Source organism: Methyloversatilis discipulorum, assembly GCF_018780585.1.
Taxonomy (GTDB): Bacteria; Pseudomonadota; Gammaproteobacteria; order Burkholderiales; family Rhodocyclaceae; genus Methyloversatilis; species Methyloversatilis discipulorum_B.
In genome coordinates this window covers 128,419-144,293 of sequence record NZ_JADMJL010000038.1, presented here as the reverse complement: position 1 = coordinate 144,293, position 15,875 = coordinate 128,419, and the positions used below count along the sequence as shown (strand labels likewise).

The 15,875-nt window shown below is 66.0% G+C and carries 15 protein-coding genes; 11 read left to right on the top strand and 4 right to left on the bottom strand.

Translation table 11 applies throughout. The features are described from left to right. Window positions 1-9 precede the first annotated feature (9 nt). The 10 genes from IV112_RS16300 to IV112_RS16255 all read left to right on the top strand — a co-directional run bounded on the left by IV112_RS16300 (window position 10) and on the right by IV112_RS16255 (window position 11,014). Entirely contained in the window at window positions 10-1,377 is a 1,368-nt protein-coding gene (locus tag IV112_RS16300) for a TIGR03752 family integrating conjugative element protein (protein ID WP_438362251.1), read from the top strand. Then, a complete protein-coding gene (locus IV112_RS16295; RefSeq protein ID WP_003821115.1) occupies window positions 1,358-1,798 on the top strand; it encodes a TIGR03751 family conjugal transfer lipoprotein in 441 nt (146 codons plus the stop codon). The genes IV112_RS16300 and IV112_RS16295 overlap by 20 nt, the downstream gene beginning before the upstream one ends. Further along, on the top strand, window positions 1,798-4,674 hold the full coding sequence (locus IV112_RS16290; protein ID WP_003821116.1) for a conjugative transfer ATPase: 2,877 nt from the start codon (window positions 1,798-1,800) through the stop codon (window positions 4,672-4,674). Before IV112_RS16295 ends, IV112_RS16290 begins: the two co-directional genes overlap by 1 nt. A gap of 13 nt (window positions 4,675-4,687) precedes the next feature. Then, entirely contained in the window at window positions 4,688-5,473 is a 786-nt protein-coding gene (locus IV112_RS16285; RefSeq protein WP_003821117.1) for a DsbA family protein, read from the top strand. A 182-nt stretch (window positions 5,474-5,655) separates the two neighbouring features. After that, window positions 5,656-6,150 (top strand): JAB domain-containing protein, encoded by a 495-nt coding sequence (locus IV112_RS16280; protein WP_003821118.1) that lies wholly within the window; start codon window positions 5,656-5,658, stop codon window positions 6,148-6,150. Between the two features lie 162 nt (window positions 6,151-6,312). After that, window positions 6,313-6,759, top strand: coding sequence for a TIGR03757 family integrating conjugative element protein (locus tag IV112_RS16275; RefSeq protein ID WP_003821119.1), 447 nt, complete (start codon window positions 6,313-6,315; stop codon window positions 6,757-6,759). Beyond that, entirely contained in the window at window positions 6,756-7,703 is a 948-nt protein-coding gene (locus IV112_RS16270) for a TIGR03756 family integrating conjugative element protein (protein WP_003821122.1), read from the top strand. The genes IV112_RS16275 and IV112_RS16270 overlap by 4 nt, the downstream gene beginning before the upstream one ends. A gap of 9 nt (window positions 7,704-7,712) precedes the next feature. Next, entirely contained in the window at window positions 7,713-9,110 is a 1,398-nt protein-coding gene (locus tag IV112_RS16265) for an integrating conjugative element protein (RefSeq protein WP_003821123.1), read from the top strand. Next, window positions 9,107-9,478 carry a hypothetical protein gene (locus IV112_RS16260; protein ID WP_003821125.1) on the top strand — a complete coding sequence of 124 codons (372 nt, stop codon included), beginning with the start codon at window positions 9,107-9,109 and terminating at the stop codon, window positions 9,476-9,478. Before IV112_RS16265 ends, IV112_RS16260 begins: the two co-directional genes overlap by 4 nt. A 15-nt stretch (window positions 9,479-9,493) precedes the next feature. Beyond that, a complete protein-coding gene (locus IV112_RS16255; protein WP_003821126.1) occupies window positions 9,494-11,014 on the top strand; it encodes a conjugal transfer protein TraG N-terminal domain-containing protein in 1,521 nt (506 codons plus the stop codon). Between the two features lie 11 nt (window positions 11,015-11,025). On the opposite strand, the gene IV112_RS16250 is transcribed toward IV112_RS16255, so the two are convergent. From IV112_RS16250 to IV112_RS16240, 3 genes are all read right to left on the bottom strand, one after another. Beyond that, window positions 11,026-11,391, bottom strand: a complete 366-nt coding sequence (locus tag IV112_RS16250; RefSeq protein WP_003821127.1) for a DUF3742 family protein — start codon at window positions 11,389-11,391, stop codon at window positions 11,026-11,028. An 84-nt stretch (window positions 11,392-11,475) separates the two neighbouring features. Then, window positions 11,476-12,108, bottom strand: coding sequence for an RES family NAD+ phosphorylase (locus tag IV112_RS16245; protein ID WP_003821128.1), 633 nt, complete (start codon window positions 12,106-12,108; stop codon window positions 11,476-11,478). Window positions 12,109-12,120: 12 nt separating this feature from the next. Further along, window positions 12,121-12,747 carry an integrase gene (locus IV112_RS16240; RefSeq protein WP_003821129.1) on the bottom strand — a complete coding sequence of 209 codons (627 nt, stop codon included), beginning with the start codon at window positions 12,745-12,747 and terminating at the stop codon, window positions 12,121-12,123. Between the two features lie 316 nt (window positions 12,748-13,063). Between IV112_RS16240 and mobH the strand changes: the two genes are divergently transcribed. Further along, window positions 13,064-14,935 (top strand): MobH family relaxase, encoded by a 1,872-nt coding sequence (mobH, locus tag IV112_RS16235; protein ID WP_003821130.1) that lies wholly within the window; start codon window positions 13,064-13,066, stop codon window positions 14,933-14,935. 50 nt (window positions 14,936-14,985) lie between these two features. Here the strand turns inward: mobH and kdsA are convergent, their stop codons facing one another. Then, complete coding sequence (gene kdsA / locus IV112_RS16230; protein ID WP_003821131.1) at window positions 14,986-15,858, bottom strand: 3-deoxy-8-phosphooctulonate synthase; 873 nt, start codon at window positions 15,856-15,858, stop codon at window positions 14,986-14,988. Window positions 15,859-15,875 lie beyond the last annotated feature (17 nt).

Below are 15,875 nucleotides of genomic sequence, written 5' to 3'. Positions count from 1 at the left end.
GCCTTGCTGGTGCTGTTCGTTGCCATCCGGCTGTTCTCCGGTGGAAGCACGTCGGCACCGCCCGCCGCGGATGCTGGCTCCAAGCTCACGCCCGAGGAAATGAAGGCGCTGGGCATCGAAGGCGATACCCCGCGCGATACCGTGGCAACGCTCGTCGCCCAGGTGAAACAGTTGCGCACCGAGCTTCAGACCGCGCTGACCGACAACAAGTCGCAGCGCGAGGAAAACCAGCGGCTGCGCCAGCGGGAGAACTCCATTGATCAGCGCATCAATTCGGCCCTCGAATCCGAGCGCTCCAACCTGCGCCGCGACCAGGAACAGGCGGCCAGCGCGCGCCAGCAGACCGAGGGGCTGCTCGCCGACCTGCAGCGGCGCCTGGACAGCATTGGCGGGCGCGGCGGCGGTCACGCTGATCTGCCGGTGGGCCTGGGGCTGCGCGGCGGCGACGAGGCCGGCATGGAAGGCGGCATGCGCTGGGTCGAACCGGACGACGCGAAGAAGGCCGAGGGCCGCAATGGCAGTCGTGGCGCAGGCAGCGGCATGAGCTTCCCGACGAGCTTCGGCCCGGCACAAAGCACACTGGAAACCACCGCGGAAACCGTGGCGAACGCCGGCGCAGGTGCGGCAGGCGTCAAGAGCGCCAAGCCGGTCTATACCGTGCCGACCAACTCGACACTGATGGGCTCCGTGGCGATGACGGCGCTGATTGGGCGCGTGCCGATCGACGGGACGGTGAACGATCCGTACCCCTTCAAGGTGCTGGTCGGGCCGGACAATCTGACTGCCAACGGCATCGACATTCCCGACGTGGCCGGCGCGGTGTTCTCCGGAACCGCATCGGGCGACTGGACGCTCTCGTGCGTGCGCGGCCAGGTTCGCAGCATCACCTTCGTCTTCAACGACGGCACGATCCGCACGATTCCCGAAGACCGCGAAGGCAACCAGCAGAACAACCAGCAGCGCGACGGCCTGGGCTGGATCAGCGACCCGCACGGCATCCCGTGCGTCAGCGGCGAACGGCGCAGCAACGCCCAGCAGTACCTCGGGTCGCAAGCTCTGATCACCGCGGCCGGAGCCGGCGTGGCCTCGCTCATCGAGAGCGACAGCGGCCGCATGTCCTACGTCGGCTCGGACGGCGCCATCGGCACCGTGGGCATCAGCGGCAAGGAAGCAGTCGGCCAGATCCTCGCGGGCGGCGTCCGGGACATGTCGACCTGGGTCAACAAGCTCTACGGACAGGCTTTCGCCGCCGTCTATGTGCAGCCAGGCGCCAAGGTCGCCGTCCACCTCGAAAAGCCGCTGGCCATCGATCACGACCCCGAAGGCCGGCGCGTCGATCACCGTGCAGGAGAAAGCCATGCGCTCGAACTCGATTAAGGGCCTCGCGCTGGCCGCGGCCGTCGCCGTGCTCAGCGGTTGCGCCACCAGCAAGGAAGAACTGCTGACCCATAGCGACCGCACCATGATGGACATCTGGCAGCAGGAAACGGGTGGCGGCGGCAGTGGCACCGGCCAGGTCGCGCGCCGGCAGTTGCTCGACGCGCGCCAGAGCCTGCGCCGGCCGCTGACCGACGCCGATGTGCAGGCTGCGCCCGTCGAGCAGATGCGCTACACGCGCACGGCGCGCAACGAGGTTTATCGCCAGTTCCAGCGCCTGCCCAACCCCGATCTCGTCATGTATGTGTACCCGCACCTGGCGGGCACGGACCCCGTGCCGGTTCCGGGCTACACGACGGTCTTCCCCCTGTACCAGCGCGTGCAGTACGCCATGCCCGGTGAACGGCTGGAGGACTATTGATGCGCTGGGAACTTCCCTGGCCGAAGCTGGCCGCATCCGGCACCGGCGACGAAGAGAAGCCGGACGGCTGGCAGCGCCACGTCGAGGCCTTGCGCCAGGCCGGCGTCCCTGAACCCGGCGCAGCGGTCCAGGGCCGCAGGCCGGCGACGGTAGCCGACGAGCAGGCGCTGTACGACGTCGCGCCGTCGTTCGCGGAACTGCTGCCTTGGGTGGAGTTCTTGCCGCAGTCGAAGTCCATGCTGCTGGAGGATGGGCAGTCGGTCGCTGCCTTCTACGAGCTGGTGCCGCTGGGCACCGAGGGGCGGGAGCCCGGCTGGCTCGCGCATGCCCGCGATGCCTTGGAGAACGCGCTCCAGGACTCGTTCGATGAGCTGGACGAAAACCCCTGGGTACTCCAGCTCTATGCCCAGGACGAGCCCAGCTTCGACCAGTACATGCAGACCCTGCGCGACTACGTGCAGCCGCGTGCCCGCGGCACCGCTTTCACCGAGTTCTACTTGCGCTTCTTCGGCCACCACCTGCGCGCGGTCGCCAAGCCGGGCGGCCTGTTCGAGGACACGGTGGTCACGCGGCTGCGCTGGCGCGGCCAGACGCGGCGGGTGCGCATGGTGATCTATCGCCGTGCAACTGGGCAGGCAAGCCGCCGCGGCCAGACGCCCGAGCAGATGCTGAACATCGTCTGCGACCGCCTGTGCGGCGGCCTGGCGAACGCCGGCATCCAGGCACGGCGCATGGTCGCAGCCGACGTCCACGACTGGCTGCTGCGGTGGTTCAATCCGCGCCCGGCGATGCTTGGACCGAGTGCAGAGGACCGGGAGCGCTTCTACGCGCTGGCGCGCTACCCCGACAGCACCGAAGAAAGCGAGGCCGGCGAAATCGAGCTGGCGAGCGGGCGGGATTTCAGCCAGCGGCTGTTCTTCGGCCAGCCACGCTCCGACGTGGAGCACGGCACCTGGTATTTCGACGGCATGCCGCACCGCGTGCTGATCACCGACCGGCTGCGCATGCCGCCCGGCACCGGACACCTGACCGGCGAGACCCGCAAAGGGGATGCCATCAACACGCTGTTCGACCAGATGCCGGAAGACACCTTGCTGTGTCTCACGATGGTCGCCACGCCGCAGGATGTCCTGGAAGCGGATCTCAACCACCTGGCGAAGAAGGCCGTGGGCGAGACGCTGGCGTCGGAGCAGACGTTGAAGGACGTGCAGGAAGCCCGCTCCCTCATCGGCAGCGCACACAAGCTCTACCGGGGGACGCTGGCATTCTACCTGCGCGGACGCGACGAAGCGGAACTGGACCGGCGCGGCCTGGACCTGGCGAACGTGATGCTCAATGCTGGCTTGCAGCCGGTGCGCGAGGACGACGAGGTGGCGCCGCTCAACAGCTACTTGCGGTGGCTGCCATGCTGCTACAACCCCGGCCAGGATCGGCGCAAGTGGTACACCCAACTGATGTTCGCTCAGCACGCGGCGAACCTGTCGCCGGTGTGGGGCCGCGCTCAAGGTACGGGGCACCCGGGCATCACGATGTTCAACCGCGGTGGCGGGCCGATCACCTTCGACCCGCTCAGCCGCCTGGATCGGCAGATGAACGCCCATCTGTTCCTGTTCGGCCCCACCGGCTCCGGCAAGAGCGCCACGCTCAACAACCTCTTGAATCAGGTCACGGCCATCTACCGACCGCGGCTGTTCATCGTGGAGGCTGGCAACAGCTTCGGCCTGTTCAGCGACTTCGCACGCATGCTCGGGCTGACGGTAAACCGGGTCAAGCTGGCCCCAGGTTCGGGCATCAGCCTCGCGCCATTCGCAGACGCGCGTCGGCTGATCGAGACGCCCAGCGACGTGCAGACGCTCGACGCCGACGCGCTGGATGAAGACCCGCCACCAGATGCCTCGGCCATGGAGGCGGACGAGCAGCGCGACGTGCTCGGCGAACTGGAGATCACGGCGCGGCTGATGATCACGGGCGGAGAGGACAAGGAGGAAGCCCGGATGACGCGGGCTGACCGCTCGCTGATCCGTCAGTGCATCCTCGACGCCGCCGAGCACTGCGTGGCCGACAAACGCACGGTGCTTACGCGCGACGTGCGCAACGCGTTGCGCGCCCGCGGCCAGGACCCGACGCTGCCCGAAATGCGCCGCGTGCGGCTGCTGGAGATGGCGGATGCGATGGACATGTTCTGTCAAGGCACGGACGGCGAAATGTTCGACCGCGACGGCACGCCGTGGCCCGAAGCCGACATCACCTTGGTTGACCTCGCGACATACGCCCGCGAGGGCTACAACGCGCAGCTCTCCATCGCTTACATCAGCCTGATCAGCACGGTGAACAACATCGCCGAGCGCGACCAATACCTGGGACGCCCGATCATCAACGTCACCGACGAAGGCCACATCATCACGAAGAACCCGCTGCTCGCGCCCTACGTCGTGAAAATTACAAAGATGTGGAGGAAATTGGGGGCCTGGTTCTGGCTCGCGACGCAGAACATCGACGACCTGCCGCGCGCCGCGGAGCCCATGCTCAACATGATCGAGTGGTGGATCTGTCTCAGCATGCCGCCCGATGAAGTTGAGAAGATCGCGCGGTTCCGCGAACTCTCGCCCGCGCAGAAGGCGCTGATGCTTTCGGCGCGCAAGGAAGCGGGGAAATTCACCGAAGGCGTCATCCTCTCCAAGAGCATGGAAGTGCTGTTCCGCGCCGTGCCGCCGTCCCTGTACCTCGCCCTCGCGCAGACAGAACCCGAGGAGAAGGCCGAACGCTACCAGCTCATGCAGCAGTACGGCTGCACCGAACTGGAAGCGGCTTTCAAGGTGGCCGAGAAGATCGACCAGGCCCGCGGCATCGAGTCGCCGGCCCTGGAACTGTCGTAAACCGGAGAACGCCATGGAACAGAAACGTCCTTCCATTCCGATGCAGGTCCAGGCGTTCCGCCGTCGCCGCTGGCGGCCTCGCTGGCCCTGGGTATTGGCTGCTGCGCTGGTCGCGCTGCTGCTGATCTGGCTGGTGTCCCGGACGCCCGGCGAATCCTCAGCGCCGTCGCGCGCGCCGGTCAGCACGGCGCAGGTCGCTGGGCCACCCTGGCAGATGGGCAACCCGGAAGGCCGTTTCACGCTGACGCTCTATGCCGACCTGGAATGCCCGTTCTGCCGGGAGTATTTCCCGCAGCTCAAGCGCTGGGTCGGCAACAACACCGACGTGGCGCTGCAATGGCATCACCAGCCGCTGGCCGCGCACGAGCCTGCCGCGTCGGCCGAGGCACGTCTGGCCGAGTGCGCCGCCGAAGCGGGCGGGCATGCGGCGTTCTGGCAGGCGGTCGAATGGGTCTATGCCCACACGCGCAGCGACGGCCAGGGCTTGCCCGATGGCTTGCGTTACCCCGAAACAACGTCAGCCATCGAACAGTGCATGGCTAGCGAGCGCCCCAACGTGGCCATCCGCGCGCAGGCCGCGGAAGCCACCAAGAGCGGCGTGACCGCCACGCCGTCGCTGCGACTGCTCGATCGCCAGACGGGCCAGGCCATCCTGTTGCAGGGGCCGATCGAGGGCGATGCCTTGCTCTCGGCCATGGACCTGCTGGTGGCCGGGGAAATGGCCAGCGACGCGCCGGGTTCGCCCGCCACCCCCACATCCGAAATGCCTGCCGACGTTGTCGGCGACATGCCCAGGTAGCCCTCGGTCTTGAAGGCTACGGCGCGGCTCGCCGCGCTGACCGCTACCCGTTCGCTTTCGCATCCTGGCCGCGAACAATCACCGCCGCGCGGTGATGGATGCACCTTGTTCCGCTGTTTCCATCCCCAGGAGGGCTTGCCCTCCCAGGGTGGCGCCCTCCGCTCACTTTCTGGAGGTCCGCCATGTCTCTCGTCGCCAACGACTCCTGCGTGGAGCCACGTTTTGCCCCCATGTCCCAATCCGATGACTGGATCATCCGGCAAGCCATCGCGCTGCTGGAGCAGCGGGTCTTCAAGAAGGGGCCATCCCTGGAGAGGCCTGCCGCCGTCAAGGACTACCTGCGCCTGAAACTGGCCGCCGAGCCCAATGAAGTCTTCGCCATCGTGTTCCTCAACAGCATGCACGAGGTGCTGGCCTACGAGCCGATGTTCAGAGGCACGATCCATTCGACCTCGGTGCATGCGCGTCCGATCGTGCAGCGTGCCTTGGAACTGAATGCGGCAGCGGTCATTTTTTCTCACCAACACCCTTCGGGCTGCACGGAGCCGTCGAGCGCGGACCGTGCGTTGACCCAAACGCTGAGGGCCGCGTTGTCGCTGATCGACGTGAGGGTGCTGGATCACCTCATCGTCGGCCAGGGCACGCCGTACTCGTTCGCGGAATCCGGCCTGCTGTAGCGACGGCATCGGCTCCCTGATCCACGCGGAGGCTTCGGCCTCCGCTTTTTCATGGGCGCGAGACAAGCAGGTATGCGGGCAGTGCGCGATGCGCATTGTTTGTTGGGGCCGCGTCGGCTTCGCGTTTGACTACTGCTCTGATCAACTTCAAGGGCACGCGACATGACAGCATCCCTTTCCAGGTTCGCGCCGGGCTGGCGAACCCTCGGCCGGGCCGTGGCGCTGCCGGCAGCCCTGGCCGTTTTCAGCCCGGCCACCTTCGCCGCCGACGTGGTGGTCGTCACCGACAGCCGCCACCCGGTCAAGACCATGGGCGGCGAGCGGCTGATCGAGCTGGACGAAGCCCACAGGATTGAAGCGGAGCTTTCCGCGGGACTGCCCACCGACCCCGAACAGGCGACGGCCATCGTCAAGCGCCGGCTGAATGGCGGCGGTGCCGATCTGCAGCGACGCATCGCTTCCGCATACCAAGGCGTTACCGACGCATGGAGCCTCGGCATCACCAGCCTCCCGGCCGTGGTGGTGGACAGGCGCTATGTGGTCTATGGCGAGCCGGATGTGGCTCGCGCTGTCGCGCGCATCGAGCAGCACCGGAGGACCCAGCCGTGACCCGACCATTCGACCTGATGCGCCGCCTGCGCGCTGGCGTGGCTTCGTTGCTGCTGCTCAGCGCCACGGGCAGCTACGCCCTCAATACAGCGACCATCATCGGCTCGGTGGCATCGCCCGATTGCCTCGAATACCGCGTCGTCGGCATCTGCTACTGGCTCTACTGCACATGGACGGGCTGCACCGTGCGCACGTCGATCAAGGTGCGCCACTACATCCCCGATGCAGTGGTGTCGTCGTACTCGAATACCGGAGAAAACCCCTGGGTCGAAGTCCAGGCAATGAGCACGCCCAACCCGTCCGCCCAAGCTGGCGGCGACGGAACGACGAACGAGGATCACGAAAACAGCCTCGCCAAATTCAAGAACGCGGATGTCATCGGTCACCCCGGCGCAGAGGTGTTCAACCAGTTCGTCTCTTCGTCAGGCTACTTCTGTGAGGGCGCGGGCACGGCGTTTATGCCGTACTTGCTCAGCACCCTGGATACGCTGGCCTGGCGCTACAACGTGCCCGAGATGGCCTACCCGGAAGCGCTGATTCCGGGCCGGCGCGAAGTCGGTGCCCGTACCACGATGAATCTCTGGGGCAACGTGTATCCCCGTGGCGGCTTCCTGCACCAGACCGACGACTTCAAGGCCGGCGCAGTGGTGGCCCAGCGTGCGGGCGATGTGGTCACGCGCCGCGGGCAGATCCACGTCTATCAGCCGTTGCTTGCCAACTCCCGTGACGGCTACTGGCCGGCCGGCGCGCTGATGGAGGGCGAGGCCTCGACCGGCAAGTGGCAAGAACTCACGCCCGTCCTGTCCTCGTCCTGCACGGTCTTCCCGCGCAGCGGCTTCCTTACCCAGGCCCAGCAAGGCGACTACGCATGGGCGCTGTGGCGGCCGTATGCCTGCTGCGAGCGCCGGGGCCAGGTGTTCCTGGGCAGCGTCGATTTCCTCTGAGGGGGTGCCATGAAGTTCCGTCCTGCATTCAATCCGTTCTCCCGCCGGGTACGTCGCACGGAGATCGTCCTGGCACTGGCCGGCGCGCTCGCGCTGGGCAGCGGCGTGGCCTGGGGTCAACTGGGATACCAGACCAGCGGCAGCGTCATCGGCGATGACGTCATGTACTCGATCGGTGGCGGCAACGCCGTGTCGATGGGACGTGCAGCCGGCATGCGCTCCATCGGTGTCGGCGTGGGTTGGAACAGCAACTTGATCTGCGGCGACATGAGCATCCAGACCACGTTGAAGAACCAACTTAACGGCATTACCAACGGCTTCCAGCAAATCATGTCGTCGGTGATCCAGAGTGCCACCAGTGCGGTGGCATCGTTGCCCGCACTGATCATCCAGCGGGCCGATCCCGGTCTGTACAACCTGCTCACCAATGGCGTGCTGCAGGCGCGGCTGGATTTCGACCGCAGCAAGCTGACGTGCCGTGCCATGGCCGAGAAGATGGCCGAAACGGCGGGCGGCCAACTCGGCTGGAGCCAGATGGCCGAAGGGCTGGCGCTGCGCGATGCCGTGTCGAGCACGGATGCGGTCTCGGCCATCGAGCAGGCCGAGACGCGCCGCGGCAATGACGGCGTGCCGTGGGTCGGGGGCAGCAACGCGGGCGGCTCCGGCCAGCCCGCGATCAAGGTCGTCGGCGATGTCACCCGCGCTGGCTACAACCTGGTCAACGGCCGCGGCGTGACCGACACCTCGTCCATTGCGCCGGCCAGTTGCAGCAGTCTCTCGTGCCAGACCTGGACCTCGCCGCAGGCTGCCGTCGAGTGGGCCACGCGCGTGCTCGGCGAGAAGGAGCAGCGCACGTGCGATGCCTGCACCAAGACCGAGACGACGCCGGGCGTCGGGCTCACGCCGCTGATCCAGGAGGAGTACGACGCCAAGCTGCAGGCGCTCCAGGACCTGGTAACCAAGGCCAAGAACACGACGCCGGAGAACCTGCGCGAAGCTGGCAGTGCGTCGCTGCCGATCACGCGCGGCGTGATCGAGGCGCTGCGCGACGAGCCCGACCAGCACCTGCTGTCGCAGCGCCTCGCGTCCGAGGTCGCGCTGGCATCCGTGCTGGAGAAAGCGCTGCTGCTGCAGCGCACGCTGCTCACGGGCAAGAAGGAGCCCAACGTCGCGGCGAACGAACTTGCCGTGGAGGCGGTGAACCACGAGAGCGACACGCTCGACCGTGAGATTCGCAACCTCAAGACCGAACTGGAGCTGCGGCGCGAACTGGCGAACAACTCGCCCATGGCGATCATCCAGCGCCACGGCGCGCGCGCGGCCGGTTCGCGCGGCATCTACGAGGGCGATCCTGTGCCGGACCGTCTCGACCAGCTCCAGAAGGGCAATCCGGGGAGTCGGCCATGAGCCCGGCGCGCATGGCCTGGCGGCCGCTGCGCTGGTTGTTCAGCCGGCGCGCGGCGAAGACGCTGCTGTGGCTGGTGCTTATCGTTGCCGCCGCAGTGGGGGCGAACGTCGCGGGCATCAACCTGGTCGGCAGCGTTGCAGGCTGGGAACGGTGGCTGGCGGCCTCCGCAGGGTATTTCTTCATCTGGCGGCTGTGCGTGTACGCGGCAACGGCCTATGGATGGTTCTGGATGCGCCGCCGGGTGCTGGCCCGCGAAGACCAAAGCGGGACAGATGGGCAGGCGCGGCGCCGGCTGATCCGTACCGAGGTCGCCGGCGTCGTCGCCATCGTCGCGCTGGAAGCCAGCCTGTTGATGCAGGCCGCTTGAGGGGAGATCGGGGCCATGACGCTCTTCACGACCGACTATCTGGAGTACTACCTCACCCTCGTGTCCTGGATCGTCAACAACGGTATCTGGGCCGTGCTGGTGTCCAGCGGGGTGTTCGCGCTGCCTTTCGTCGCCATCGTCGTGCAGGAGTGGCTGAAGGCCCGCGCGGAAGGCGCTGACGAGGGCAACAAAGGCGTTCTGAGTGCCGCCCGTATCGAGAACCGGGTGTTCGTCGCGATCGTGGTGGTGATGTTCGCGGGCATTCCGTTCATCGACGTGGACCTCAGCACCATCCAGTACGACAGCTCGCGCTCGGCGCAGTGCCAGGTCAGCGTGCCGCAGCCCACGGAAACCGGCTGGTCGCAGTCCTTCAGCACCATCAACAACCAGTCGGCGAAGGTGCCGGTCTGGTGGGCTTTCATGCACGCGCTCTCGCGCGCCGTCACGAGCGCCTCGGTAGCGGCGATCCCGTGCGGTACGGACCTGCGGCAGATGAGGATGGAGATCGACGCGACCCGCATTGACGACCCGGTACTGGCTCAGGAGGTCGCGGACTTCTCGCGGGATTGCTATGGGCCTGCGCGGGCCAAATTGTTCATGCAGCGCCCGGATCTCGATGAGCAGCAGATGCACGACGTAACCTGGATCGGCTCGCGCTTTTTCACGGACACGGGTGGCTACTACGACAGCTACCGCTCCAGCACGGCGCGCGAGGCATGGCCCTATGACGACACCCGCGATGCAGGCCTCGCGCAGGTTGCCAATGGTGGCGGCTACCCGACCTGCAGGCAGTGGTGGTCAGACGGCAGCAACGGCCTGCGCGCGCGGCTGCTGGGGCAAGTGGACCCGACCCTGCTGAATCGCCTGGCGGGCTGGGCCGGGTTCCTCAGCCGGGCCGAGGTGGACGATTCGGTGATCCGCGCCATCGCGTCACCGCGGCAGCAGAAACTGAACCAGGGCAGCGTCTATACGGACTACGGCGGCCAGATCGACAAGACCCTGCCGAACATCGTGACGCGCGCCACGGGCGACGTGGGGATGGCAGTCGGCGCGATTGCCGCGTTTCCTGCCATGGATGTCGTGCGCCAATCCCTGCCCATGATCCTCGCCTTACTGAAGATGGCGCTGGTCATCTGCATCCCGCTCGTGCTGGTTGTGGGCACCTACGACCTGAAGACGGTCGTCACCGTCAGCGTCGTGCAGTTCGCGCTGTTCTTCACGGACTTCTGGTTCCAGCTCGCACGCTGGATCGATTCAACGATTCTGGACGCGCTTTATGGCTGGGGCTTTGGCTGGAACCGGCCGCACACCAACTTTGACCCGCTGGTAGGGTTGAACAACGCCTTCGGCGACATGCTCCTGATGTTCGTCATGGGCACGATGTTCCTGGTTCTGCCGGGATTCTGGCTGGCGAGCCTTACCTGGGTTGGGATTCGGGCCGGGCACGTCATCCAGGGACTTTCCGATGGCAGCAAGAGCGCCGGCCAAGCTGGCGGCAAGGGTGCCGGGGCGCTCACCGGAGGAAAACTGAAATAGCGCGAGGCCGGTCAGTCGTCGGTGTACAACTCGTGCGACGTGTCGTTGTACAGGTTGGGATCGTAGCCCGGCGTCTTGCGCAGCTCGGTGAGGTCGGTGAAAGGCCACTCGTCCTCATCCGAAGTATTTGCAGCAGCAGCCCATCCCGCCGCCGCAACGCCCAGCATCACGAGTGCAAACCAAAACGCAACGTAGAGCAGCACCCCCAGTACAGCCAGCTTGGCTACCCACACGAGCGCGGTAGCGCCAGCTCGCGGCATGCCCTTGGACACCAACCAGTTCGACGCCCGCCGTTCGCGTCGCGCATAGGCACGCCATCCGCGGCCAAAGGCGCGGCCGAGGCGTTCTGCGGTGCTGGTGCGGGTCGTCGTGTTCATGGTCGTCTCCTGCTGTTGAGGAATGCCTATTCCAGTTTGCTCCACTTCATTCGGTTTGCGGCTTCAATGTGTTTTCTTGCTGCTTCAGGACGCTTCGTCATCCGGCCCCACCGGGCCGGGGTCGGGTTCAACGCCGATGCGGTAGGTAACAACGAAACGCGGCCAGTCCACATGGTCCACCAGGTCGATGTCCTCGATGACGCCAACCTTCGCTCCCGCACGCTCGAACAGGGCGATGCTCTTGGCGGGATAGTTGTTGCGCGACGGATAGAGCACCCCGTCGAACAGCGCCTGGCCATCATCTCCGAGCATCGCATGCACCTGGGCGGACACCCGCTGTGTGTGCGTGTAGTCGCGGCTGGCCAACTGCTCCAGGTTCAGGCCGAAGTAGCCCGCTATGACGCCCTGCGCCGTGAGATCGGCCAGAAACACGTCGTCCATCACGCCTACTGCGCGCACCATCCGGGCTTGGACTTCTTTCAGCGCGATCGAGCGTTGCGTGTCCGCAAGCCACTGGTGCTTGTGAAACACCGACTCCATCAGCGCCGTGGGCAGGTCGCGCCCCAGGTAGAGCACGCCGTAGGCCCCCGCTGGGTCATCGTAGCGATTCGTGCTGCTGCGGCCATAGTACAGCGGGCTGCCCCGATAGACGACGCGGCTCACATGCTGGAGCAGTTCACCGGCATCGATCAGGAACGAAGGCAGCTCGTGGCTCATGGCGGTCTCGCTTCAATGCACCTGGACGCCCAGCACGTTGAACACGGCCTCGGCCACGTCATCGATCGTGCCATGCGTCACCGCATCCACGGGCGAGCGACCACCCAGGCCTTCGAGGGGTTCGGACAGCGCGCGGTAGATCGTCCAGTGGTCGATGCCCTCGACCTCCTGGAGCACGGTTTGGGTCAACTGCTGCTTCACCGGGTCGAGCTGCCAGTCGGGCAGCTTCTGGCCGCGCGGCCCCACGTTCAGCGCCAGCAGCCGACGGGCGAGGATGTCCTTGTAGATTTGCTGGCGCGACTTGTCCGCCAGCTTGGCGAACTCGGCAGGCGGCAGGTTGTCCGGCTGGTTGAAGGCTTCCAGCAGCAAGGCGCGGCCTCGCTGGACATCGGTTTCAGCCGGTGTCCAGCGCGTGTCGGAGCGCAACGCGGCCGCCTTGCGCTGCAAGGCCTGCGCCACCGTTTCACCTTCCAGGTTGGCGGGCAGCGTCACCGCCTCCACGCGCTCGTGGATGAACGCCTGCAACTCAGCCGCGAACGCCGGTGCATCCCGGATTTCGACGGTATCGGCGAAGCGTCGCACATCCTCCACCGTGACTCGCGGCAGCCGGTCGGCAATGAATTCGATCGCAGTGGGCATGGTCAGCTCCCAGGTAGGTTTGAGACAGGATTCACTCTAGTCTCCTTTGTCGCATTTGTCAACTTAGTCGCCCGGGTGGGAGCCTACCTGGCGGTGTAGCGCCCCGGCAGCATAGGCCGGGGCCCAGCGCCAGGTCGCCGTCTAATCCATTCGTGCGGGTTCCGCATTGACGCTGGAGCCGCAGCCCAGGCCCCGCTATACCGAAACGGTTAAAGGCCAAAGGGTCGAAACGGCAAGGGAATGGGGTGCAAGGGGAAAGGCCCTACCTTGAAAAGGCCAAAAGGCCTCCCGCCCGGCCCGCCATCAGGACACCGACATGCTCTCCCTGTTCCAGCGAAAACGGCCCCCGGTCGCTGCCGCGCCGTCGCCAGCACCCGCCACCGACCTCCCGAAAGGGTTGATGCGGCCGGAGTCGGCCGCATCGTTGCTCGCCACCCCGCGCCGGCAGAAGCTGCTGGAACACATCTGGCAGCGCACCTCGCTTTCGCGCAAGCAGTTCGCCTCCCTGTACCGCGCGCCGCTGGAGCGCTACGCCGAGCTGGTCCAGGCCTTCCCGGCTTCCGAAGCGCATCACCATGCCTACCCGGGCGGCATGCTCGACCATGGCCTCGAAATCGTCGCCTACAGCCTAAAGCTGCGGCAGTCCCATCTGCTGCCCATCGGGGCCAGCCCCGAAGACCAGGCGGCGCAGGCCGAAGCCTGGACTGCGGCCGTCGCCTATGCCGCACTGCTCCATGACATCGGCAAGGTGGCCGTCGATCTGCACGTCGAGCTGGCCGACGGCAGCACCTGGCACCCATGGCACGGCCCGCTGCGCCAACCGTACCGCTTCCGCTACCGCGACGACCGCGAGTACCGGCTTCATAGCGCCGCGACAGGCTTGCTGTACCAGCAATTGCTCAATCGCGATCTGCTGGACTGGCTCAGTGGCTATCCATCCTTGTGGGCGCCGCTGCTCTACGTCTTGGCTGGGCAGTACGAGCACGCCGGGGTTCTGGGCGAGCTTGTCGTGCAGGCCGACCGCGCCTCCGTCGCCCAGGAGCTGGGCGGCGATCCCGCGCGCGCCATGGCCGCGCCCAAGCACTCGCTCCAACGCAAGCTGGTCAACGGGCTGCGCTACCTGCTCAAGGAAGAGCTGAAACTGAACCAGCCGGAGGCCTCCGATGGCTGGCTCACCGAGGACGCGCTGTGGCTGGTGAGCAAGACAGTCTCGGACAAGCTGCGCGCGCACCTGCTGTCCCAGGGGGTCGATGGCATCCCCGCGAACAACACGGCCGTGTTCAACGTGCTACAGGATCATGCCATGTTGCAGCCCACCGCCTCCGGCAAGGCCATCTGGCGCGCAACTATTACCAGTGAGAGTGGCTGGTCCCATGCCTTCACGCTCCTGCGCCTGGCCCCGGCGCTGATCTGGGAGCCCTCGGAGCGACCCAGCCCATTTGCGGGAACCGTGACCGTGGACAACGCCGGCGAGGCCGAGGACGGGCCGCGCCCGTCCGCACCCGACGCTGCATTGCTACCTGGAGCAGCGGTGGCAACGGAGAAGGAGCCCGCAGCAAGCAGCCGTCCAGATCAGTCGGGCGGAAGTCACGCCATACCTCCCAGCACGCAGCGCAATCCGGCCGACCCACTGGAAAGCATGCTGGCGATGTTCGAGACAACGCCTGAGCCGGAGCAGTCCGTCGAAGCCCCGCCAGAGGGTGCCGACGATGCAGCGGTGCCGCTCGACCCTCCCGCATCGGCCCCAGGTCCTTCGGCGCCGACCGCCGCGCCTGCGCCGCACGATTTCGCCTCATTTACCGGGCGGCCATCGGGCGAGCATTTCATGGCCTGGCTGAAACAGGCCGTCCAGACCCGCAAGCTCATCATCAATGACGCCAAGGCCCTGGTACATACCGTGTCCGACACGGTTTACCTGATCAGCCCTGGTGTTTTCCAGCGCTACGCACAAGAGCATCCAACCATTGGGCCGCTTGCGAAGGACGCGGCCCTGCAGGACTGGCAGTGGGTGCAGAAGCGCTTTGAAAAACTCGGACTCCACAGGAAACAGCCATCGGGTCTGAACATCAGGACGTGCGAGGTCATGGGACCGCGCAAAACGCGCCAGGTGCATGGCTATTTGCTCGAAGACCCATCGCACATATTCGATGCCGTTCCACCGAACAATCCTTATCTGTCGCTCAAATAGCCGACTAAGAGGGGAAGTGCCACACGTTCTGTTTGAACGGGTGGCAGGCTTCAGTCGATCCGAAGAGGCTCGAACGACTTGACGAGTTGGTCCACCGCCTTGACCTGCCGCAGCAGCGGTTCGAGCGTGTCCAGTGGCAGAGCGCTGGGTCCGTCACAACGTGCATGCGCCGGGTCGGCGTGTGCTTCGAGGAACAAACCGCCAATGCCGACCGCCATGCCGGCCCGCGCGAGTTCGGGCAACTGTTGGCGACGCCCACCCGAAGCCAACGCATCCGCTTCTCGCCGCTGCAGGCTATGGGTTACGTCGAACACCAGTGGCAGGCCACTGCTGGCAACGCTCATTTCGCGGAAGCCCAACATGTCCACGACGAGATTGTCGTAGCCGAACTGCGTGCCACGCTCGCACAGCAGGACGCGCGGGTTGCCAGCCTCGTGCAGTTTGTGGACGACATGCCTGATCTGGCCCGGGCTGAGGAACTGCGGCTTCTTGACATTCACTACCCGACCGGTGCGGGCAATGGCGGCCACCAGATCGGTCTGCCGGGCCAGGAAGGCCGGAACTTGCAGTACGTCGGCAACGGCAGCGACCTGCATGGCCTGCTCAACCTCATGCACGTCGGTCAAGACTGGGCATCCGAACCGCGACTTGACCGCATCGAGGACCCGCAGCCCTTCCTCCAGGCCGACACCTCGGAAAGAATGGATCGACGAGCGATTGGCCTTGTCGAACGACGCCTTGAAAACGAAGGGTATCCCCAGCTTGCGCGTCACCTCCGCGAAGTGCTCAGCCGCAGCCAGGGTCGTATCGAGATCCTCGATGACGTTGATGCCGCCGAACAGCACGAACGGCAGGTCGTTGGCGACTGTGATGCCCTCGGAAATGGCGACGTGCAGGGAGGTGGCTGATGATGTCGATCGCATAAAAATTCCTCTCGTGA

Bases quoted from the DNA above. Each gene is read 5' to 3' on its own strand.
- IV112_RS16295 (WP_003821115.1), top strand. From the start codon at position 1,358: ATGCGCTCGAACTCGATTAAGGGCCTCGCGCTGGCCGCGGCCGTCGCC.
- IV112_RS16290 (WP_003821116.1), top strand. From the start codon at position 1,798: ATGCGCTGGGAACTTCCCTGGCCGAAGCTGGCCGCATCCGGCACCGGC.
- IV112_RS16285 (WP_003821117.1), top strand. From the start codon at position 4,688: ATGGAACAGAAACGTCCTTCCATTCCGATGCAGGTCCAGGCGTTCCGC.
- IV112_RS16280 (WP_003821118.1), top strand. From the start codon at position 5,656: ATGTCTCTCGTCGCCAACGACTCCTGCGTGGAGCCACGTTTTGCCCCC.
- IV112_RS16275 (WP_003821119.1), top strand. From the start codon at position 6,313: ATGACAGCATCCCTTTCCAGGTTCGCGCCGGGCTGGCGAACCCTCGGC.
- IV112_RS16265 (WP_003821123.1), top strand. From the start codon at position 7,713: ATGAAGTTCCGTCCTGCATTCAATCCGTTCTCCCGCCGGGTACGTCGC.
- IV112_RS16260 (WP_003821125.1), top strand. From the start codon at position 9,107: ATGAGCCCGGCGCGCATGGCCTGGCGGCCGCTGCGCTGGTTGTTCAGC.
- IV112_RS16255 (WP_003821126.1), top strand. From the start codon at position 9,494: ATGACGCTCTTCACGACCGACTATCTGGAGTACTACCTCACCCTCGTG.
- IV112_RS16250 (WP_003821127.1), bottom strand. From the start codon at position 11,391: ATGAACACGACGACCCGCACCAGCACCGCAGAACGCCTCGGCCGCGCC.
- IV112_RS16245 (WP_003821128.1), bottom strand. From the start codon at position 12,108: ATGAGCCACGAGCTGCCTTCGTTCCTGATCGATGCCGGTGAACTGCTC.
- IV112_RS16240 (WP_003821129.1), bottom strand. From the start codon at position 12,747: ATGCCCACTGCGATCGAATTCATTGCCGACCGGCTGCCGCGAGTCACG.
- mobH (WP_003821130.1), top strand. From the start codon at position 13,064: ATGCTCTCCCTGTTCCAGCGAAAACGGCCCCCGGTCGCTGCCGCGCCG.
- kdsA (WP_003821131.1), bottom strand. From the start codon at position 15,858: ATGCGATCGACATCATCAGCCACCTCCCTGCACGTCGCCATTTCCGAG.